The organism is Nocardia sp. 2TAF39 (assembly GCF_052114905.1).
In the GTDB taxonomy this organism is placed as follows: domain Bacteria; phylum Actinomycetota; class Actinomycetes; order Mycobacteriales; family Mycobacteriaceae; genus Nocardia.
This window is the reverse complement of record NZ_JBFRFQ010000029.1, coordinates 60,015-81,176: the sequence shown is the minus strand read 5'-3', so window position 1 is coordinate 81,176 and position 21,162 is coordinate 60,015. Positions and strand designations below refer to the sequence as shown.

Below are 21,162 nucleotides of genomic sequence, written 5' to 3'. Positions count from 1 at the left end.
CTTCGCCCGCCGAGCCCACCGCTCCAGCGTCTGCCGCTCCTCGTCGGTCAACACCACCTCGGCCACCGGCCGACCCGTCCGCGCCACCAGGCGAGCCTACAATCCACATACTTAACGAATTCCCGGTGCGAGACACTAGTATGGCGAACAGGGCAGCGTACTTGGCACCGGGTAGTTCCATGACCTCGAACTTCTTCACGACCCGATACCCGTGGTCGACCAAGAAGAATGCACCCGTAACCCCTTCCCATACCAGGACAACCTGGAAGCGATGACGCTGCGGTGGGGCCATGCCTATTGCACCCATAATATGAGAACGCTCATGAGAGGAGGAGAAGAATGTGACATCTTTCCCGAAGAATCGGCTTGGCCGCGTTATCATTTGCTCGGCTCCATAATAACCGGCATTGATCTCGTTCTGGATGCCGAATCTCGCCTCCCCGACTCTCAGCCGACCTCCGACCGCAATGACATCAGGTAGTCTGTCGAGACGTTCGGCGATCTCCAACACCGTTTCTGGAGTCAAGTAAGAGTATCTGGCAAAAGAATCCTTCTCCGATTCAAGCGAATACAGTAAGCGACCGTTCTCAACGGCGACTATTCCACCGTCGTGTCCGGGTTTGAAGGCGATGATAAGCATGATCGCGATTCCTTGTTCATCGATGAGGCGCTGAATCGGATTGATCGTAGATGTCGATCGGGGGCAGGCCAGGGTAGATGTCCTGCCAGCGGCAGCGGCGGCAAACGAAGTGCCAGTACACGTAGGCGGTCATGTAGCGGTCTAGGTGCGGGCGTTGCTCGTCAGTGGCGAGATCCAGGATTCGGCGGTAGGCGGCCCGGCCGCCGTCGAGGCTCCGGCGGTAGGCGGCGAGGTAAGGAATGTTCTCCTGTACCGAGCGGCGATAGATCCTGCTGACGAGGAAGTCCTCACCATGCACCGCCTCCTTGTAGAAGGACAGGACGTCATTCATGTCGCTGAGAAACGCCTCACCGGAGCTCAGCGCCGCCGACCAGAATGCCCGATTGCGGTTGGCGCTCAAGCAGGGGTCGATGAACTGAAGTGAGGTGAACCAGAACTGGCCGTAGCCGTTGAAAGTGCGGACGAAGTCACTGTCGATCTCGTCGGACGCTTCCGGCGTGAACTCTGCCTCCATGAGGACGCCGGTAATCGCGTTGTAGAAGAAGGTCTTGTAGACGGCTAGGAATGTCGGATCACAGAACCGCGCGACTTCGGTGAACATGTGCTGGATGTATCCGGTGTACGACGATGATGCGGACTGCCCAGCCAGCATGCCGTCCCGCATGATGGCTTCGGCTTCCACGGGATCGTGGCAGCACACATCGTCGACGTTGAGGGTGAATACCCAGAGGCGGTCCAGGGCAAGGGCGAGCGCGTCGTCTGCGACGGGCACCATCAGGGCGCGCAGCAGCGTGAGGTCCCTGGTGGTGGCAGCGGGAACGGTGACGCCAAAGGCCGCGAACTCGGTGGTGAGCATGTCGACGTTGGCGCGGACCTGCGCGAGGTTGATGGTCGGGTCGAAGCCCGCGATGCGGGCGATCATTTCGTCGACCAGGCCGGAGGCCAGGACGCCGGCGACCATCGCGCGGTGGCCGGCGTCGGGGACGGCGGCAAGGGCGCGGCGCCCGGAGAAGTGAAGGACGTCAAGGCCGGGCGGGCGAAGGTGCCTGATCGGAGGGCGGCCTGTCGACAGGAGGTGTACCGCGCGGCCCCGTGGCTTGGGCCGGGACCGGTCCGGGGTTCGATTCGCGGTGTGCACGCTCGTGGATGCTGCTTCCTTGAACGCTGCTTCCTTGAACAGGGTCTCGGCATCCTTGCCGGTGAGTGCCTCCGCCGCCGCGACCCCCGAGGCGCAGCCGGATTCGTGGAAGCCGTCGCCATGGTAAGAGCCCGCGAAGGCGAGGACGTGATCGGACAGCGCGGGCAGGCGGCGTTGGGCCGCGGCGGACCGCAGGGTCATGGTCGGGTGGCGGAAGACCTCACGGGCCAGCACACTGGCCGGATTCACCGGAGTGAAGGGGTCGTAGGTCACCCAGTACGTCGTGGACGATGTCTCACCGCGCATTCGATTCATGTTTGCGTGGGCAGTGAGCGGCGGCAGATGTGGGTTAGTACAGGACAGTTGGATCGCGACACCGGCGCTGCCTGATCCGGTGGGCAGCATGCTCTCGTCCGTGTGCAGCACCGCCTCGAGCGGCGTGTAGTCGAACGCGTTGAGTACGGACCGTTGCTCGGCGGTGGGTTCGGTGAGCAAGGCGAGCGCCTGCGGGGCGTGCAAGGCCAGCACGGCCTTGTCGAAGTGGTGGATGTTCCCGGCGGCGTCCCGGATGGCGACTCCGTCGCCGGTACGGCTGACCGCGCGTACCGGTGTCGAGGTTTTGATCGAGGTCACGGTAGCGGCGATGCGCTTGATGTAGGCCGCACTACCTTCGGACAGCACGTACCAGGATCGGAATGCCTCGGCACCGCCGAGGAGCCCGTAGCGGTCCAGCACGTTGGTCAGACACCCGATGGGGGTGTACCTGAGGTCCGTCAGGAGCCATACCCGCAACCGGGGGTAGACGAAGTGCTCAGCGAAGTAAGTGGAAAACTCTTCCTTGAGCAGAAACTGCTCGAGGGTGGTGTCCGGCTCGGCGTGAATGGCCTCTCGCAGGTGCGACACGAATCGCTTGGAGTCCTCGACGCATCGGTGCCAGACGTGTTCGCTGACGCCAGGTGGGCGGCACGGGAGGCTGGCCAGCTCCATGGGATCGGCGCTGCGGTGGGCGAATCCACAGTCGGAGCACGACACCTCCGTGGACACGTCCACTGGCTTAGTCGCCACTCCGAGGTCCTTCACTAGCCGGGTGAAGTTCGGGTAGTGGATGGTGCTGGCAATCGCGAACGCCATCTCCGCAGGCCGGCCGGGTTCGGGATGCCGGGTGTCGACGTGACCGCCCAGGCGGGAGTCTGCCTCGAACACGGTGACCTCGAACTTGTTGCGCAGCAAGTAGGCCGCAGTCATACCGGACACACCGGAGCCGATGACCGCAACACTCGGAGCCATCTGTATTCCTTCCATATCGTCGAGCGCGATGGGGGTCGCGCGTGAGCGGATATCGGCCCGATCAACGAAACCCACGCCGAACTACAGAGCAGAGGTAGTCACCGTCGCGCGCCTGCCAACAGCTTGCCGTGCGGTGGCGGTGCCGAAACCGTTGGGGCGCACGGGGATCGCCCCAGTGATGTCGGTGATATCCAGTGCCGTCGTGTTAGGCCCAGTCGTGTTAGGCACAGCGCTGAGCCGTTGCGCGATGGACATTAGTTCCGCTGCGGCTTTCGACTCCGGATTCGCCGCCCGTAGACACTCCAGGGCCGCATCGAGTTGGCGCTGCGCTTCCGCACGTGCCCAAGAGTGTCCCCCCGCCTGCTCGATGAGCTCGGCGCAGGTCCGCAGATCGGCATCGTCCAACGGATCGGCGCGATAGTACAGCTGGGCCAACTGCCTGGCGGCGCTGTTGCCAGTGACCAGGGCGGCCACCACTGGCAGTGACTTCTTGCGGGTACGTAGGTCGGACAGTACGGGCTTGCCGGTGGTGGCCGGATCGCCCCAGATGCCAAGGAGATCGTCGACGAGTTGGAACGCGAGGCCGAGGTGCTCGCCGAACTGGTGTAGCTGCCGGACTCGTTGCGGCGCGGCTCCGGCGGCAATCGCGCCGAGCTCGCACGCGGCGGCGAACAATGAGCTGGTCTTGTTGCCGGCCATCTCGATGCACTCGTCGAGCCGCACGTCAGACCGGCCTTCGAACGCCATGTCGGCGACTTGGCCGTCAACCACCCGCAGCAGTGCCGCATTGAGTCGAGGCACCCCCTCGGTGGCCAGCGGCGGCCTGTCGGCGATGAGAGCCTCAGTAGCCAGCGTTACCAGGGCGTCACCGGCGAGGATGGCTGCGGGTATGCCGTAGACCGTCCACGCGGTGGGGCGGTGGCGCCGGGTGCGGTCGGAGTCTATGACGTCGTCATGCAGCAATGAGGAGTTGTGCGCCAGCTCGACCGCGATGGCCGCGTTGGTCGCGCGTTCGGCGGTGCCGCCGACGGCCCGCGCCGCGAGCATCGCCAAAGTGGGCCGCACCGCCTTGCCCGCACCTTCTGCCCGGGGACGGCCCTGTTCGTCCCACCAGCCGAAGTGGTAGCCGATGACCTGGCGCGTCGCTGGGTTCATCTGGTCCACCGCTGCCTGTAGGCCGGGAGTGATCAGCTCACGGGCGCGCGCGAAGGGGTCCGCATCAGCGGTGGGGGCCATGGGCGCTCCCGAGCTGAACGTTCTCCAGTACGCCCAGGGCATCCGGCACCAGCACGGCCAGCGAGTAGTAGCAGGTGATCAGGTAGTTGACGATCGCCTGCTCGTCGATGCTCATGAACCGCACGCTCAGGCCGGGCTCGTACTCGTCGACCAGGCCGGTCTTGCGCAGACCGATGACGCCCTGTTCCGCTTCGCCGGTGCGCACCACCATGATCGACGTGGTGCGCCGATCGCTGATCGGGATTTTCCAGCAGGGATAGATGGGCACACCGCGCCATGCGGACAGTCGACCGCCGGGGACGTGGATGGTTTCCGGGGAAACGCCCTGTCGGGTGCACTCGTCGCGGAAGGCGGCAATGGCATCCGGATGGGCGAGAATGAAACTGGGGTTCTTCCAGACAGTGTTAAGCAACTGATCCATGTCGTACGGAGTGGGCGGGCCGCTACGGGTGTAGATCCGTTGGCTGAAGTCCGCATTGTGCAGCAGGCCGAATTCCTTGTTGTTGACCAGCTCGTACTCCTGACGCTCCCGCACCGCTTCGATGGTCAGTCGCAGTTGCTGCTCGAGCTGGTCGATCGGTTCGTTGTAGAGGTCGGAGACCCGGGTGTGCACCCGAAGGATGGTCTGCGCGATGTTCAGCTCGTATTCGCGTGGCTCGAGTTCATAGTCGACGAATGTGCCTGCGATGGGAACCTCACCGCGATGACCGGACATGACGTCCACACCGGCCTCGCCATGAGCGTTCTGCGATTTTCCTCTGGTCGCTTGATAGCGCTCCAGCTGGTCGCGCAGTGCCTCGGACTGTTCGAGCAGCTCCTGAAAGGCCGACTTTGGCAGTGACATCACCGTGCAGGCTGTGCTGGCCTTGATCGAGTAATTCCAGGTACTCTCGGGGCCGATCAATGCTTCGTTGCCGAAATAGTCACCGTCGGCGATGATTTCCAGGATCGACTCTTCCCCGAACTTGCCTTCGCTGAGTTTGGTGAGCCGTCCGTGTACGAGCAGATGGAGCTGGTCGGCTTGAGTGCCTGCCGCTACCAACACTTCCCCCGGTTCGTATTCATGTTGGGTGAATCTGTCGGCAAGGGCTTGCAACACGTCGGTATCGGCGAAATTCCGCAGCCATGGGAGTTCGGTCAGCTCGGCCGGAATGACCTGTACCGCATTGCCGGTGGCGTGGAAGTTCAGTCGCCCGTCTCCGAGCGTGTAGTTCAGCCGCCGGTTGACCCGGTACGCACCACCCCTGGCCTCCACCCAAGGCAACTGGTCAAGCAGCCAGCGCGGGGTGATGCCCTGCATCTGCGGTACGGACTTGGTCGTCGACGACAGCTTGCGCGCGGCCGCTGTGCTCAGACTGAGCTGCCCAGCGCCGTTGTGCCCGTTGAACTCTGGCACGACTCACCACCATTCACAATAGACAGATATAGACAGGACAGACGGTGTCACAATGACGTGATTTCAGCAAGATCGCCTGTGTTGCAGGCGATTCGAGCCGATCCCAGTCGGTGTCGGTGTAGGCGAGGTAAGGCTGTTCTCGCTGATGAGGATTCACGCCGCGGCCGGCCAGCAATCGCCGCACTTCCGAACTCAGCAGACCGGACGCGTCGTCGAATCCTTTGAGCAACATCCGGGTGCGATCCTCGCGGGCTTGGTTCTCGCTCATCCAAAAGCGCAGCAGGGCAGCCTTCGTCAGATTCCGAGCCGATCCGTCGAATCCGGTTCCGACAGCGTCGTCACCATCCGACGCAGCGCAACCACGTACTTCTCCGCAGTGTTGCGCGCTCCGATGCCGCCTTGAGGATGGGTGTTCGCGACCAAGCCGACAGCCAGGTCATAGGCCAACAACGGATTTCGGCAACCTCGACGAACGGGACCGCAGCGGTGTATCCCTCCGCGACCGCCCACTTGTAGAAGGCCGACAGAATGCCCATGTGCAGGTTCCAGGTCGACCCGTCCCACCGGTCGGCCAACTCCCCGGCGAAGCGATGCTCGGCGTACATACTCAGCGCAGCCCGCAGATCCTTCCGATCACCCAGCGGCGCAACATACTTCGAGCGCAAGAACGTCAGCCACCGGCACAGCGATCCAGCGCTAGCGCCAATGCCGCGCGGTTAGGGGCCGCCGTTAAATAACACGCAATCTGTACGAATGTTGTTGGGTTGGTGTGGTATTCGGTGACGGCTTGGGCATCTCGCAGGACGATCCCGGTCGGGACGATGTGGTGTCCGGCCAGGGTGAGCTGGGGTCTGGTCTGCTTGACGACGTTGTGAACGGTCTGCTGGTTGACGCCGAACAGTGCGCCGATGGCGCGTTGGCGGGTGGCGAACCGCAGGTGCAGCAGGGTGATCGCGACGCGGTCCTCCAGCGTGAGCAGTGTTTTCCGGCCGGTTCCGGGTGCTTTCTGGCGGGTGCGTCCGCGCCTGGTGTGAAGTTGGGCTTCGCGCTGTGCGTGGCGGGTCACGGTCAGTTTCTCGATCAGCGATTCCCATTGCGGCTCGGTGAGCCCGGTCAGTTCGGGAGAGCGCAGCCAGGCCGTGTCCGGGCGTGCGGGTGTGGCGCAGGCCTCGGCTCCGGTTGCGGGCGGGACGGGTTCGGGTCCGATGGTGTAGTTCCAGTCGCCGTGCCAGTCGTGGCGGGTGATCGGCACCGCGGCGAGCTGGTCGTCGTCGACTTTCACGCCGGTCGGATATTCGCCGGTGTCGAGTTGGGCGTGCACACGCAGTCCGGTGCGGGTGGTAGTCGCCGCGATCGTGTTCACCACAACCTCGTGGCTGGTCAGCGGCCTGCCGCGCCAGTTCATGGTGATGTGGGAGAACAATCGATGTTCGACCTTGTTCCACTTGGAAGTTCCGGGCGGGAAGTGACAGACCGTGACCTGCAACCCGGTCTCGGCAGCGAAACCGGCGAGCTCTGTTTTCCAGGCGCGGGTGCGGTAGCTGTTGGAGCCGCCGGCGTCGGCGGTGATCAGCAGCCGCCGGCTGTCCGGGTAGTCGGCCCGGCCGCAGCCGTTCCACCAGCGCCGCAGTGATTCCACGGCGAACGCGGCGGTGTCGTGATCACAGCCGACGCTGACCCAGCCGGTATTCGCGGCCAGATCGTAGATCCTGTACGGGATCGCCATGCCCAGCTCGGCGTCGGGAAAGTCGTGAGTGTTGACCAGCTCCGGGGAGCCCGACGGCCGCCACTCGCTGCCGCCGTTGGCGAATCGGCCGATCGATTCCTTCTTCTTGGTGTCCACACTGACCACCGGATCCCCGACCTCCTGATGGTCTTTGACCTGATCGTTGATGTAGCGGAACTGGCCGTCCCGATCAGGGTGGCGGGTTCCCTCGATGGTCTTCGCGTTGGCTTGCAGGCTGAATCCCTCTTCCCGCAACAGATCCGCCACCACATCCGCCGACGCCCGATGCCCCTGGGCGGTGAGTTCGGTCGCGAGCATGCGCGTCGATTTCGTCATCCACCGCAACGGCGAGGTCGGATCGCCCCGCTCACCAGGCTCGACCAGCGCCAGCAACGCCGACCGCAGGCCCGGATCCACCTCGACCAGCCTTTTGCGGCCCCCACCGCGACGCCGCACCCGCCCCAGCGGCAGCTCGCCCGCCTCGAGCTCCGTGACGCCTTGGATACCGTCGCCTCACGCACCCCCACAGCCCGCGCCACCGCCCGGCCACCACCACGGCCCAGCATCCGCGCCTCCGCCCCCAGCACGAGCCGACACTGCCGCTCGTCCAGATGCGGCAGCAACGCCTCGAACTTCGCCGCCAGACCCGCCACAGTCACCCCGAAAACACCCACACCACAACATCATTCGCGACAGCGGAGACATTACGTGTTATTGATCGGCAGGCCCTAACCGCGCGGCATTGGGGTTAACGGATTGTTGGACGGGCGGAAACCGGCGTGCACGGTTCCGGGAGGCCTTTTTCGTCTCTCGCCCGACAACCGCCCCAGCACATGCTCACGGACCCGCTTCGAGCCTTCGACCGCGCGGGCGCACGCCCGCCCGCACTTCGCAAATGCTCCTCGCCGGTCGCAATGATCGCCGCACGGGCACGCGTGATGCGTTCCATCGCATTCGCCTCGCTCGGGCACTCGGCTCACTGTTCGACGAGCCGGAGCCGGTACAGGTTCACTGCCTCAACGATCTATGCGGTCCGGTACTCGTTGTGCAAGTCGCGAGGGTCGGCCGACGTTCTCACCCCTCCCCACCGAGAGCCCGATCCGGTCCCCTTCCCGATCGGGCTCTCAGCGTGTTCTGATCAGCTGCGCCGCTCCAACGCGGCGGCGATCAGGGCGCGAGCGGCGTCGCCGACCACCGCCTCCCGTGTCAGAGCGTGGAATGTGCGCTGGTAGGTGGCAATTTCACGTGGTTGCGTGATGGTCAGCTCGGCGGATACCGCCTCTACCAGCACCCTCCGGTCGTCGTAGATGGCGAAATTCGTTGACGGGGCTGGGCAGTACGCGTTCAACGGGACGATGCCGAACGCCATGCGAGGCAACCCCATCGCCGCCAGCAGCCGGTCGAGTTGGCCGATCATCACACCGTCTCTGGCCACATCGGTGAGCAGCGCATGCTCGCCGACCAGAATGTGGAATCGGTGATCCCCCTTGTACAAGACTTGCTGTCGCTCGAGCCTCTTGGCCACGCCAAGGTCCAAATCATTGGGTATCCGGTAGAAGTCGATAGCCTGCCGGATTATCGCCTCGGCGTATTCCGCAGTTTGCAGGAGCCCTATCAGCGGGTTACGCCTTTGATCTCGCATACCAGGTAGTTGCAGGGCCTGCCGCCCGTACTCACGACATGGGGCAGCAGCACATCGCCGGCGTCGAAATCCCATGTGCCGGCAGATGTGGCACTCGCACCACCGGCGGTCGTGTTCGGAGTTCGGCACTTCGGCGGTCACGGTTGAGACTTGGTAGGTGACAAGGGCGCCGCGGGCGTATCACGGGCAGTGCGCGCCCGGCACAACGCCGTCGAATCCACCAGGACCGCCCACCTGCGCGACACCGAGCTCGCCGACGCCGATGCTGCCGTTGGCAAGCCGGTTGTCGGCCTCGTCGGTGCCGCCGGTGTTGCAGTAGATCCGCACCGAGTAACCGCCCTCCGGCAACGTACCGCGCAGCGTGCGAGCGACGTTGTAATAGGTGTCGAGCAGGTCCTTCGGGTCCGCGCTCGGGGTCGATACGCGGATCTCCTTCCCGACGATCTCGTGCGTGTAGGGCGGCGGCTCCGAAATCGGGCGCGCCGAAGGCGTGCTGCTCGCGGCCGCTGCGGCGGGCTCCTTGTCGGTCGAGCATCCGACAAGCGCAGCGGCGGCTGCGATTGCGGATAAGACAACGGCTCTCGAGGGTCTGGTCATGCCCAGATCATGCCAGTTGATTCGGTCCTCGGAACGGCGGAATCCTCGCTGGCGCGTGGGGTTTCCAGTGGCATCGAACCTACGCGCCGCAGATACGTACGGCGAATCGCGAGAGACGCTTGCTGGTGTGCCGCTCAACGGGGTAGCAGACGGTAGAGGGAGGTTGTTTCGGCGGCGCGGGCGGTGTGGAGGGGCGAGGTGGGGTTGTGGGCTCGGGGGTGGGTGGGGCGAGTGTCGAGTTGAGCGGCTATGTGTAGGCCTGCGGTGGCGATGCACTCGAGCAGTTCGTGGCGGGTTCGGAGACCCAGGTGTTCGGGGAGGTCGGAAAGGATCAGCCAACCTTCGCCGCCCGGGCGAAGGTATGCACGGAGGTCGGAAAGGAAGTCGTACAGCATGGACGAGTTCTCGTCGTAGACACCGCTTTCCAGCGCTGAGGTCGGCGTGGCCGGAATCCAGGGCGGATTGCAGACGATGAGATCGGCCTTCCCTTCGGGAAACAGTGTTGGGCCCTCGATGTCGACCGACGTGAATCCCAGCCGATCGAGATTGTCGCGGGCACAGGACAGGGCGCGAGTACTGCTGTCGGTAGCCTTGGTTCGGGTGAACCCTCGACGAGCCAGCACGGCGGCGAGCACGCCCGTCCCGGTGCCGAGATCGAATGCGGTGTGGACCTTGCCGGGCAGCGGCGCCTGCGCGACGAGATCGACATACTCGCCGCGGACCGGGGAGAACACGCCGTAGTGCGGATGGATACGGGCGCCGAGGGCGGGCACGTACACGCCCTTTTCTCGCCACTGTGCTGCGCCCAGTACGCCGAGCAACTCGGTGAGCGCGACTACCGTGCACCCGTGCGGCACGCCGTATGCCTCCCGGCATGCCCGCCGCACGTCGGGAGCGCGGCGCAGCTCCAGTGAATTATCGTCCTCGAGCAGAACGAGCAGCTTGCCGAGCACGCGCGCACGGCGGTGGCGCGCCGCACGATGCCGGCGGAACGCTTCGGCCGGATCAGCACCGAGCGCGACGTTGCGATCGACCCGCCTCCCCATCGCCTGCAACAGCTGCTTGGCATTGTGGAAGTCACCCCGCCACAGCAGGCCGGTCCCGGCACGAGCCAGGCGGCATGCGGCGGCGGCGGTCATCCGGTCGTCGGCAACGACCACCGAATCCGGTGGCGGCGCGGCACTTTCGGAATGCCAGCGAGCGGATCGGAGCGTGTTGTCTTCGGTCCAGGAAACGGTGGACACCAGGTACTCCTCGTGATCGAACGTGCAAAGGTGCGAAAAGCACTTCGACGAGGAGTCGCGAAAAAGACCTGTGCGGTGTACGCACAGGAATCAGCTCAAAGCTGTTCTATACCCGCGCCGAAGTGCGCGGGAAGTCGCCGAGAACCATGCCGAGAGTCATGACCAGGCCTTTCAGAGAGACATGTGAGTCTCTCACAGCGCGCGCACTGCGGCACAGCCGGCCCGCCCCGATGCAGGAGAGCCGGATCGGATCCGCTCGCGGGTGGTCAGGCTGCGCCGTTGACGGGTTCCGCGTGGAGGCGGCGGAAACGGCTGCCGTGGAAGACGAGGGGGTCTACGTCGGTGCGGGTGGCGATGCGGTGGATGCGGAGGATGACGACGGCGTGGTCACCCGCGGGAACGTTGGCTTCGGGGACGCCCTCGATCCAGGCGGAGGCGCCCTCGATGAAGACGGCGTCGCCGGAGCTGCGGTGCAGAGCGATGTCGCGGAAGCGGTCGCCGTCACGAGCGCCGAGCGAGCGGGCAGCGGCCTGCTGGTCGATGCCGAGCAGGCTCAGACCGAGGTGGCTCGCGGCCGCGAGCTTGGGCCAGGTCGCCGAGGAGTTCTGCACGCAGAACGAGACCAGGGGCGGGTCGAGCGAAACGGGGACGAAGGTGCTGACGGCGAGACCATGTGGGGTCCCGCCGATTTCGGCGCACACCGCGACGACACCGCTGGGGAAATTGGCGAACGCGCGACGGAGACCTGCTCCGTTGGCGGGAAATTCGAACTGGTCATGCATGATTCGCAGCCTTCGAGCTGGTGGTCAGTGCCTGGGCGACGGATCGCCATCGATCACTGTACCGGTCGATCTCGCCGTCCTCATGAAATGTGCGGTCGGACAGGTAGAGCCCGGGCAGGGCGGCCGTGGCGCCGATCTCGACCAGCACCGGCTTGAGCAGCAGGTCGGGCGCCAGGGCGTGGCCCGGTCCCGCGCCGAGCATCACCGGCACCGCGAGCACGTCCGCGAGGCCGGTGCCGCCGTCGAACTGCTCGAGGAACAACTTCAGTAGCCCGGTGTAGGTCGCCTTGAAGGTGGGGCTGGCGAACACCACGAGTTCCGACTCCGACACGGTGCGCGCCGCCTCGGCCACCGCTGGATCACCCCAGCCGAGCAGACCCGGACCCAACGTCACGAGATCGATCACGGTGGGCTCCACCTCGGGGCGCAGCCCCTTCGCGACCAGTGTGGCCGCGGTCAGGGTGCGGGAGGCGGGTTTCGGATTCCCGACGACAACGGTCACTGTCACTTTCGTATCCTTTTCGCTCGCATGCTGTTCGGCGGTCAGAGCACGCCGTGCAACGGCGGCGCCGTGTCGTGCAGCAGGGCACGGCCGATGTGCTGATACTTCCAGCGCACGGGGTCGTGCAGAGTATGCGTGCGCGCGTTGCGCCAGAAGTGGTGCAAGTTCAGATCCGCCGCGACGCTGCGCGTGCCGCCGACCTCGAACAGCGCGGCGGACACCTCATTGGCCGCGCGGTCGGCGAGCACCTTGGCGGTCGCGACGGCCAGGGATGCCTGCGCTGCGCGATCAGCGCCGGGTTCGGTCCGGGTGGCCGCGTCGACCGACCGCGCCGCAGCGGACAATGTCGCCTCGGCGGCGGTCACCGCGACGGACAGCTCACCGAAGCGTTGGATCAGCAACGGGTCGTCGACCGCATCGGCCACGCCCGCCTCGAACCACGGACGACTTCTCGTGCGCACGAATTCCGTTGCCGCAGTGAGCGCTCCGCGCGCGATGCCCGCGTCGACGGCGGCGTGCATCAGCTGGGCGAACGCGCCGTAACCCTTCGGCGCGTGCACCGCACCCGCCCGCGGAATCACCTGGCCACGGTCGACGACCACACCCTCGAAGGACACCGTTCCACTGCCGGTGGTGCGCTGTCCGATGCCGTTCCAGTCGTCGACGATCCGCACGCCAGACGTGTTCGCCGGAAGGTAGGCGATGTACTCCCCCGGCTCGAGACCGCTGCGTCCCTCCGGGTCGTCCAGCCTGGTCAGCACGGCGAGCAGGTGCGCGAACAGCGATCCGGTGCAGTAGTACTTCACGCCGTCGACATGGAATCGGTCGCCGACCGGCCGCAGCGTGGTCGAGATGTCGGCGATGGTCGCACCGCCGCGTTCGGACTGCGCGTTCGCGATCCGTGCACCATCGAGCACCCGGCTGAAGTACCGCTCGCGCTGCTCTGCCGAACCGGCGAGCCGGAGCAAATTCAGATACACGAAGTGGCTGTGCGGGATCTGGGCGATGTTGGGGTCTGCAGTGGCGAGGATCCGCACCACCTCGGCAACAGCGCTCGGGGGCAGATCGGCGCCGCCGTAGGAGGTGGGCACGGTGATGGCGAGCAGGCCACTGGCCGCGAGCCGGTCGATCTCCGCATGCGGCAGCGTCCGATCCCGGTCGCGCGCGGCGGCCCCCGGCCCGAAGTCCGCCGCGAGCCGCTCCGCGACCGAGAATGCCTGCGCCACCGACAGAATGCGGTCGGCTGCGACCGTGGTCATCAGCTCACCGCCGCGACAGGCCGCTGCGCGGCTTCCAGCTCGCGCACCAGCGGAAGGACTTTCGCGCCGAAATACTCGATCTCCTCCTGGAAGTGCAGGAAGCCGCCGAGGATCAGATCCACACCGAGCTGCTTGTAGGCGACGATCCGTTCGGCCACCTGCTCCGGCGTGCCGATCAGCTTTGTGCGGAAGCCGTCGTTGTACTGCACCAGGTCTTCGAATGTCGAGTCGGCCCACATGCCCTTGCGGTCCTTGGTCGACGGGCCCGCCTGCTGAACGGCGTCGCGGAAGCCTTCCACCGCAGGCTTGTTCGCCTTCTCGATGATCTCGCGCAGGGTGTCACGGGCTTCCTGCTCGGTGTCGCGGGCGATGATGAAACCGTTGAGCCCGAACTTCACCTCGCGATCGCTGGCACGCGCCACCGTACGCAGATCATCGAGCTGTTCGGTGACGCCGTCGTAGTCCTTGCCGTTCGAGAAGTACCAGTCGGCAAAGCGTCCGCCGTTGCGCCGGGCGGCGGTGGAGTTACCGCCCTGGAAGAGCTCGGGATTCGGGCGCTCCGAAGTGTTCAGCGGCTTCGGCTTCAGCGTGAAATCGCGGATGCGATAGAAGTCGCCGCCGTAGTTGACGTTGTCCTCGGTCCAGATCTTGCGGATCACCTCGAGGAATTCGGCGCTGCGCCGGTAGCGCTCGTCATGCTCGAGCCATGGCTCGCCGAGCGCGGTGAATTCGCCAGCGAACCAACCGGATACGACATTGATGGCGAACCGGCCGTTGGACAGGTGGTCGGCGGTGGCGCCGAACTTGGCGAGGACGGCTGGGTGCCAGAGTCCGGGGTGGATCGCGGCGATCACTTTCAGCCGCTCGGTCGCACCCAGCAGCGCCAGACTGAACGATGTGGACTCGTGCTGATATTCCGCGCCGTAGGAGGCGGTGTAACGAACCTGCGAGAGCGCATAGTCGAAGCCGTTGTGCTCCGCGGTCTGCGCGAGCTTCTTGTTGTACTCGAAGTCCCAGCCGGTGCGCTGCTCGATATCACTGGTGACCAGCCCCCCGCTGACATTGGGCACCCAGTAGGCGAACCGGATCTGCTCGGCGATCTGCTCCGTGGTCATTAGCTGCTCCATGGGGTTCGGGGGTAGCCGTCGGATCGGAGGCCGGGCGCAACCCATGCGGCCCGGCGCTCCTCCACTCCAGCACCGCGACCCGACCGGCACGAGGGTTTGAATCTGCCGGATCGGATCGGATCGTGGCCGAGGTCAGGCGTCGGCGAGGACGTTCGGGTAGGTGGACCTGGTGAACCTCCCCGCGGGCGCGAATCGCCCGAGCAGCGCTGCCGCGTCTTCGCCGGTGACCTTCGTGATGAACTCGTTGGCCGCGTCCAGCGAATCGACCGGAAGGAACGGCTGGGGGCGGTGCAGCAGACCGACCAGCGCCGAGGCGAATTTCGGTGCCACGCTCGCCGCGGCGAACAGCGCGTTGCCGATCTCGGCAAGTTCGGGATCACCGAGGAACAACCGGGTCACCTTGTCGGCCGCGTCAGCGCGCGCCGCGAGGAACGCCGCGTACTGGCGCGCGATCCACTCCTCGTCGAATGGCCCCTGGTGCACGGCCGCCGCCGCGACGAGACGCTGGGCTTGGATCAGACCGCTCTGTGCGCCCTGCCCCGCGATCGGGTCGTAGGCGACGGAGGTGTCACCGAGCGAGGCCACCACGTGCCCGCCCGCGGTGCGTCCGACACCGGAGCGCACGACCGGGCGCACCGCGCCCTTCAGCCACGAGTGCGGGTCCTCGGGGATGGTCTTCGTGGCCAGCACCTCGGGCAGATCCCAGTCGATGAAGTCGCGGTAGAGATCCTGCACTATGCGGTGCGCCGATTCGGCGGACTCCGCCGCGGCGAAGCGCTGCTCCCACTCGCTGCCCGGCCGGGCCCAGCCGAGGAACGCCCAGCTCGGACCGGCGTCCTTGTGCAGGTACGGTCCCCACCAGCCCTCGCCTTGGTCGGCGAATATGGAGAAGCCGCTGTGCGCACCACCGGCGACGCTACGATGCGCGAAGACGCTGTCATCATGTCCGATTCCGGTCACGACGACGGTCAGCAGCGAGCGTTGCGGTGCGTCGTAGGGGGTGCGCGAAGCATCGATCGGGAACAGGTCGGACAGCCCGCCGCGTCCGGTCGCGACCAGGGTGAGGTCGTTGGCGGCGGCGATGGGGTCGAGCGTTTGGGGCGTGACCTGCTCGACGATGAACCGTCCGCCGCGCTCCGAGAACGCGGTGAGCCGCTCGTCGACCTTCAACCGGGTGTCGACCGCTACGCCGACGTATCCGTCGAAATGGCCGTCGAATTGGATCAATTCGGCGCGATCGGGCCCGGCGATGCGCACGCTCAGGCCGGTATGCCGTGGGGCGCGCGCGGTATAGCTGTCCAAGCCGAGCGCGGCCTCGGCCTGCTGGGTCTCACCGAATTCGAGCGCTGTGCCGGTCGCGGGAACGTCGTCGCGCAGTGCGCGTTGATCGCGCTCGCTGTAGAGGGTGACGGCGAAACCGGCGTCGAGTAGTCCGAGTGCCGCAGTGACGCCGGCTTGCCCGGCACCGATTACCGCGGCCGAACGGGTGGAACGGGATACGGATTGCTGCGATGTCATGTAGGGATGATGCGGGCGGGGCCTTGCTGTCCCGAGTGTTGCGATCAGCGAGAATCAATGGGCAGACAGCGAATTGGGGACGCGTACCATTCGGGCCATGTCGTTCACCGCCGCCGATCCGACCGGAGACCGCATCGAGCAGTACCGCCAGCTCGTGACGCAAGCCGAGGCACTGGTGGCGGGCGAGGGAGACCGTATCGCCAACGCCGCCAATCTTTCCGCGCTGGTGTTCCACGCGCTGCCCGCGGTGAATTGGGTCGGTTTCTATTTCTATGACGGACACGAACTCGTCGTCGGGCCGTTTCAAGGCAAGCCCGCGTGCGTGCGAATCGGGCTCGGAAAAGGAGTATGTGGAACCGCGGCGCAGACCAGGGAAACCCAACTCGTGCCAGACGTGCACGCATTCGACGGACATATCGCCTGCGATGCCGACACCCGGTCGGAAATCGTCGTCCCGCTGATTCGCGACGGCGAACTCGTCGGCGTATTCGACCTGGACAGTCCGCAGCCGGGACGCTTCGACGACATCGACCGCGCCGGGCTGGAATCGGTGGCACAGGTCTTTCTCACCGCCACGTGACTTCCCTTCGGCGCCGCAACCATCTCGGTTTCGGCGCCGACCTGTTCTCCTGTCGGCTGATCAGGTTGGTTCCGGCGCCATCCGGAGCCGCTACGGTCGCGCGACCGCCGCGCCGGACCGTGCGACCGAGTCCGGCAGTGCCGTCGATCCCGGTCCGCCCAAACGGTACCGCGCACCACGATGCTCTGGGGGCAACCGATCGCCAGCGCCGAACAAGGCGTTGCGCAGCGTTCCCGGCAGGTATTCCTCGACGTACGCGCCGCGCGCGGTGAGTACCGGAACCACGTGGCGGACAATATCCTCGAAGGTCCCTGGCGTGATCGCGTAGGCGAGGTTGAATCCGTCGAGGTCGGTCTCCGCAGCCCACTCCTGGAGCCGGTCGGCGACCGTATCCCCCGAGCCGACGAACACCGGGCCCATGCCGCCGATTCCGGCCCACCGGCCGATGTCGCGCACGGTCCATTCCCGGCCGTCGTCATCGAATTCCTGGAACGCCGCCACCGCCGACTGGATCGCGTTGCTCTCCACCTCGCCGATCGGGTCGTCCAGGTCGTAGCCGGACAGATCGATGCCCATCCAACCGGACATGAAGACCAACCCGCCCTCGACGCTGGCGTAGGACAGGTACTCCTCGTGCTTGCGCCGCGCCGCCTCGTCGGTGGCGTCGGTGATGATCGTGGCGAGGGCATAGACGCGCGCCGCGTAACGGTTGCGACCCGCTGCCTCCAGCGCATCCCTGATCCGGGAAACCGTCTGTGCGAGAACTCGTTTCGACGGTCCCGCGATGAAGATGGCCTCGGCGTTCTCCGCCGCGAACCGGACACCACGCGTCGACGCGCCCGCCTGGTAGATGACCGGCGTGCGCTGCGGCGACGGCTCTGAGAGGTGGATGCCCGGCACGGAATAGTGCGTCCCGCGGTGGCCGATGTGATGGACCTTTGCGGGGTCGACGTAGACCCCCAGTTCGGCGTCGCGAACCACCGCGTCGTCCTCCCACGAACCTTCCCACAGCTTGTAGAGCACCTCGAGGTACTCGTCGGCTCGGTTGTAGCGCTCGTCGTGGTCCAGCTGATCAGCGGCGCCGAAATTGCGCGCCGCCGAGGGCAGGTAGCCAGTCACCACATTCCAGCCCAACCTGCCTCCGGTGAGGTGATCGAGCGTGGACAGCCGCCGGGCGAACGGGAACGGATGCTCGAACCCGGTGCCGGTGGTGACACCGAATCCCAAGTGCTCGGTCACCGCGGCCATCGCGGAGACCAGCAGCAGCGGGTCGGCTACCGGGATCTGCGCGCCCTGGCGCAGTGCGGCGGTGTCGTTGCCGCCGTATACGTCATAGGTGCCGAGCACGTCCGCGATGAAGATGCCGTCGAAGCGGCCCCGCTCCAGCAGCTTCGCAAGCTCGGTCCAGTAGCTCAATTCCTTGTAGCGATGCGACTGGTCATCGGGATGCCGCCACAGCCCGGGGGATTGGTGGGCGACACAGTTCATGTCGAAGGCGTTGAAGCGGATCCGGCGGGTCACTGTGTGGCTTCCCCGGTCGGTTTCCGTTCGCCCGCACTCCAGGCGAATGGCAGCTCCGCGCCGTTGAGCAGATGATCGCCGATCGCCCTCGCCTTCTGGATAGCCGGGTTGTGCACCGAGATGGTGCGCGCGTTGCGCCAGTGCCGGTCCAGTCGCAGCCGCTCCGAAACCACCGATGCGCCACCGACTTCGAACAGCAGCGTCGTGGCGGGCAGCACCAGGTCGATGACCGCGAGCTGCGCCCGCGCTGCCGCGAGTTCGGCGGCCACCAACGCTTTTTCATCTTGTGCGCCGCCCACGAGCACCTCGTCGAGAACGTCGGCTACCGCGAGCACGGCGGATTCGGCGGCGAACGCGGCGGCCGACAGCCGCCCGATCACCTGCTGCACCAGTGGGTCCTGCCGTGGCACGTCGGCGGCGGCATGTGTGTAGCTGCGGGTGCGCGCCGCGACCCATTCCCTGGCGTCGTGCTCGGCGCGCTCGGCGATTCCGGCCAGCACCGAGAGCTGGACCAGCTGCAGATACGAAGTCGCATAGGTCCGGCCGGGGGCGCCGTAGCCGGGACCGAGAATCCGATCCTCGTCTACCACCACGTCGGTGAATTCTGTGGTTCCGCTGGCGGTCAGTCGCTGCCCGAAACCGTCCCAGTCGTCGTGCTGGCGCACCCCGTCGGCGTTCGCGTCGACCAGCACACCCACCCGCTCGCCGTCACGGTCGGCGGCGGCCAGGATGTAGTCCGCGTACAGCGAGCCCGTGCTGTAGTACTTCACACCGTTGAGCAGCCACCGCCCGCCGTCCTCGGTCAGGGTGGTCCGATAACGGTCCACTGCGCCAACACCCGGTTCGGTGATCGCATTGCCGACCAGCGTGCCCTCGGCCACCGCGCGCAACCAGCGCTCCCGCTCCGGTCCCGGCTCGGCGAGCAGTTGGTCCTCGACGAACGAATAGTGCACGCGCAGCGCCTGCGGCAGGTTCGATTCGGCGGCGGCCAACTTGATGAGCAGCCGGAACAGCTGCCGGACGGTGACGCCGTAGCCGCCGAACTCGACCGGCACTCGTAGCGCGCCGAACTTGGCGGCGCGTAACCAGCCGACCTCCTCGAAGGGCAGCGTGCGATCTATTTCGCGCGGGACCGCGCCTTGGGCGATCCGGTCGAAGATCGGCCCGAAGATCGCATCCAGTTCGGAGTCTGTGGCGGATTTCGCCTCGGTGGATGTCATCACCCCACGATCGCGCACCCCGGCGACGCGCTCACGGGTTGCACGCAGTGCGATCGAAATGCCGTGCGGCGGCCGGTCGGTGCGCCTCGCTAACAGGTCGACGGCATCCCCAATGCTGCGCTGGTGCTCTACGCCGAGCTCATCGCTTTCTTGGAGCTGACTCCGTGGGCGGGCCCGCGCTGAGCGATCACGCCGTCACGAGCGGCGATCAACCTCGATACCGGTCGACCAATCCCGTTGGTGGACTGGTCATCACAGCCCCAGCGCATCAGAGGATGCGGCACTAGGCTGTGTCTGTGGCTGTAGTCATCGTCGGTGCAGGATTCGGTGGGGTGGCGATGGCGTTGGAGCTCGTGCGCTCCGGTCACCATGATTTCGTCATCCTGGAGAAGGCATCCGAGGCAGGGGGAGTCTGGCGGGAGAACACCTATCCGGGTGCGGCATGCGACGTACCGTCGCCGTACTACTCGTTCTCATTCGCCCCGAATCCCAATTGGCCGAGACGGTATTCGGGGCAGCGCGATATCAAGGACTACCTGAACCGGCTGATGGACGACTACGGTCTGCGCCCGCACATCCGGTTCAACACAGAGGTAACCGGCGCGGACTTCGATGCGGCAACGCGACGGTGGCGAATCGAGACGAACACCGGCGAGACTTTGGATGCTGACGTGTTCGTGCCCGCCACCGGCCAGCTGTCCCGACCGGCAATTCCGGCAATCTCGGGCCGGGAGTCATTTGCGGGCGTCAGCTTCCATTCCGCGGAGTGGAATCACGACTACGAACTCGCCGGCAAGCGGGTGGCGGTCATCGGAACCGGTGCGAGCGCCGTCCAGTTCGTGCCGCGGATCCAGCCGCTGGTGGCCGATCTGACGGTCTTTCAGCGATCGGCTCCTTACATCCTGCCGAAGCCGGACACCGCATACGGTCGTCTGCACCGGTTGACTTTTCGGCGGAGGCCATTGCTGCAAAGCGCGGAGCGGTTGCTGTGCTGGTCGGGCGGGGAACTTGCCGCCTTGGGCCTGGTGGGGAATCGAAGCATCGCACGCTTTGTCGGCTGGATCGCGAAATGGAATCTGCGCATACAAATTCCGGACGAGAAACTGCGGGCGGCGTTGACGCCGGACTATCCGATCGGGTGCAAGTGTGTGCTATTCGGCAACAACTTCTATGCCGCGCTCACCGAAACCAATGTGCACGTGGTGACCGAGGCCATCACCGAGATCACCCCCCGAGGAATCCGGACTGCCGACGGTGTCGAGCACGACGTCGACGCCATTATCTACGGGACAGGTTTCCTGCCGCAGGAACTGTTGGCGCCGATGAAGATCCGAGATCACAACGGTCGCGACCTGCACGATGTGTGGGCCGCAGGCCCGCGGGCCTACCTGGGCATCGCGGTTCCCGGCTTTCCGAATCTGTTCATCATGTATGGCCCGAACACCAATCTCGGCTCCGGGTCGATCATCTACATGCTCGAACGCCAAGCGCGCTACATCCGCCAACTCATCGAGCATCTCGACACTCGTCCGGGAACCGCGCTCGACGTTCGCGCCGACGTCGAGCAACACTACGATACCGAGGTGCAGCGCAGGCTCGCCTCAACGGTATGGGCTTCCTGTGCGAGCTGGTATCGCTCCGAAACCGGCCGGATCTCGATGAACTGGCCCGGACTGGTCAGTGAATACGACCGACGCACCCGCCGAGTCGAGATCGCGGACTACCGGCTCATGTCGTAGGCAGAAGT

17 protein-coding genes and 2 pseudogenes are annotated in these 21,162 nt (G+C 65.7%); 2 read left to right on the top strand and 17 right to left on the bottom strand.

Annotated elements, in window-relative coordinates; translation table 11 throughout:
- The 15 genes and pseudogenes from AB4Z47_RS19240 to AB4Z47_RS19170 all read right to left on the bottom strand — a co-directional run.
- Positions 1-640: pseudogene (locus tag AB4Z47_RS19240) on the bottom strand (hypothetical protein); the annotation flags it as partial.
- A 16-nt stretch (positions 641-656) separates the two neighbouring features.
- A complete protein-coding gene (locus AB4Z47_RS19235; protein WP_441952527.1) occupies positions 657-3,065 on the bottom strand; it encodes an FAD-dependent oxidoreductase in 2,409 nt (802 codons plus the stop codon).
- An 81-nt stretch (positions 3,066-3,146) separates the two neighbouring features.
- Entirely contained in the window at positions 3,147-4,301 is a 1,155-nt protein-coding gene (locus tag AB4Z47_RS19230; protein ID WP_441952525.1) for a polyprenyl synthetase family protein, read from the bottom strand.
- Positions 4,285-5,697 carry a family 2B encapsulin nanocompartment shell protein gene (locus AB4Z47_RS19225; RefSeq protein ID WP_441952524.1) on the bottom strand — a complete coding sequence of 471 codons (1,413 nt, stop codon included), beginning with the start codon at positions 5,695-5,697 and terminating at the stop codon, positions 4,285-4,287. The genes AB4Z47_RS19230 and AB4Z47_RS19225 overlap by 17 nt, the downstream gene beginning before the upstream one ends.
- 13 nt (positions 5,698-5,710) lie before the next feature.
- Positions 5,711-5,965: a hypothetical protein gene (locus AB4Z47_RS19220; RefSeq protein WP_441952522.1), complete on the bottom strand. Its 255-nt coding sequence runs from the start codon at positions 5,963-5,965 to the stop codon at positions 5,711-5,713.
- A gap of 70 nt (positions 5,966-6,035) precedes the next feature.
- The gene (locus AB4Z47_RS19215; RefSeq protein ID WP_441952520.1) at positions 6,036-6,362 is read right to left on the bottom strand and encodes a hypothetical protein; all 327 of its coding nucleotides are present in this window, start codon (positions 6,360-6,362) and stop codon (positions 6,036-6,038) included.
- A 5-nt stretch (positions 6,363-6,367) separates the two neighbouring features.
- Positions 6,368-8,082 (bottom strand): annotated as a pseudogene (locus AB4Z47_RS19210) (ISAzo13 family transposase).
- A 479-nt stretch (positions 8,083-8,561) separates the two neighbouring features.
- Complete coding sequence (locus AB4Z47_RS19205) at positions 8,562-9,065, bottom strand: Scr1 family TA system antitoxin-like transcriptional regulator (RefSeq protein ID WP_441952519.1); 504 nt, start codon at positions 9,063-9,065, stop codon at positions 8,562-8,564.
- 180 nt (positions 9,066-9,245) lie between these two features.
- On the bottom strand, positions 9,246-9,662 hold the full coding sequence (locus AB4Z47_RS19200; protein WP_441952518.1) for a hypothetical protein: 417 nt from the start codon (positions 9,660-9,662) through the stop codon (positions 9,246-9,248).
- Positions 9,663-9,796: 134 nt separating this feature from the next.
- A complete protein-coding gene (locus AB4Z47_RS19195) occupies positions 9,797-10,906 on the bottom strand; it encodes a methyltransferase (protein ID WP_441952516.1) in 1,110 nt (369 codons plus the stop codon).
- A 266-nt stretch (positions 10,907-11,172) separates the two neighbouring features.
- Positions 11,173-11,688, bottom strand: a complete 516-nt coding sequence (locus AB4Z47_RS19190) for a flavin reductase family protein (protein ID WP_441952514.1) — start codon at positions 11,686-11,688, stop codon at positions 11,173-11,175.
- Complete coding sequence (locus AB4Z47_RS19185; protein WP_441952513.1) at positions 11,681-12,196, bottom strand: NADPH-dependent FMN reductase; 516 nt, start codon at positions 12,194-12,196, stop codon at positions 11,681-11,683. The genes AB4Z47_RS19190 and AB4Z47_RS19185 overlap by 8 nt, the downstream gene beginning before the upstream one ends.
- 35 nt (positions 12,197-12,231) lie before the next feature.
- Positions 12,232-13,449, bottom strand: a complete 1,218-nt coding sequence (locus AB4Z47_RS19180; protein ID WP_441952511.1) for an SfnB family sulfur acquisition oxidoreductase — start codon at positions 13,447-13,449, stop codon at positions 12,232-12,234.
- On the bottom strand, positions 13,449-14,564 hold the full coding sequence (gene sfnG, locus AB4Z47_RS19175; RefSeq protein ID WP_441952510.1) for a dimethylsulfone monooxygenase SfnG: 1,116 nt from the start codon (positions 14,562-14,564) through the stop codon (positions 13,449-13,451). The genes AB4Z47_RS19180 and sfnG overlap by 1 nt, the downstream gene beginning before the upstream one ends.
- A gap of 144 nt (positions 14,565-14,708) precedes the next feature.
- Positions 14,709-16,094, bottom strand: a complete 1,386-nt coding sequence (locus AB4Z47_RS19170) for a styrene monooxygenase/indole monooxygenase family protein (protein WP_441952508.1) — start codon at positions 16,092-16,094, stop codon at positions 14,709-14,711.
- Between the two features lie 97 nt (positions 16,095-16,191).
- On the opposite strand from AB4Z47_RS19170, the gene AB4Z47_RS19165 reads away from it, so the two are divergent.
- Complete coding sequence (locus AB4Z47_RS19165) at positions 16,192-16,674, top strand: GAF domain-containing protein (protein WP_441952507.1); 483 nt, start codon at positions 16,192-16,194, stop codon at positions 16,672-16,674.
- A 90-nt stretch (positions 16,675-16,764) separates the two neighbouring features.
- On the opposite strand, the gene AB4Z47_RS19160 is transcribed toward AB4Z47_RS19165, so the two are convergent.
- On the bottom strand, positions 16,765-18,195 hold the full coding sequence (locus AB4Z47_RS19160; RefSeq protein WP_441952505.1) for an LLM class flavin-dependent oxidoreductase: 1,431 nt from the start codon (positions 18,193-18,195) through the stop codon (positions 16,765-16,767).
- Positions 18,192-19,415, bottom strand: a complete 1,224-nt coding sequence (locus tag AB4Z47_RS19155; RefSeq protein ID WP_441952503.1) for an acyl-CoA dehydrogenase family protein — start codon at positions 19,413-19,415, stop codon at positions 18,192-18,194. The genes AB4Z47_RS19160 and AB4Z47_RS19155 overlap by 4 nt, the downstream gene beginning before the upstream one ends.
- Before the next feature lie 296 nt (positions 19,416-19,711).
- On the opposite strand from AB4Z47_RS19155, the gene AB4Z47_RS19150 reads away from it, so the two are divergent.
- Positions 19,712-21,154, top strand: a complete 1,443-nt coding sequence (locus AB4Z47_RS19150; RefSeq protein ID WP_441952502.1) for a flavin-containing monooxygenase — start codon at positions 19,712-19,714, stop codon at positions 21,152-21,154.
- Positions 21,155-21,162 lie beyond the last annotated feature (8 nt).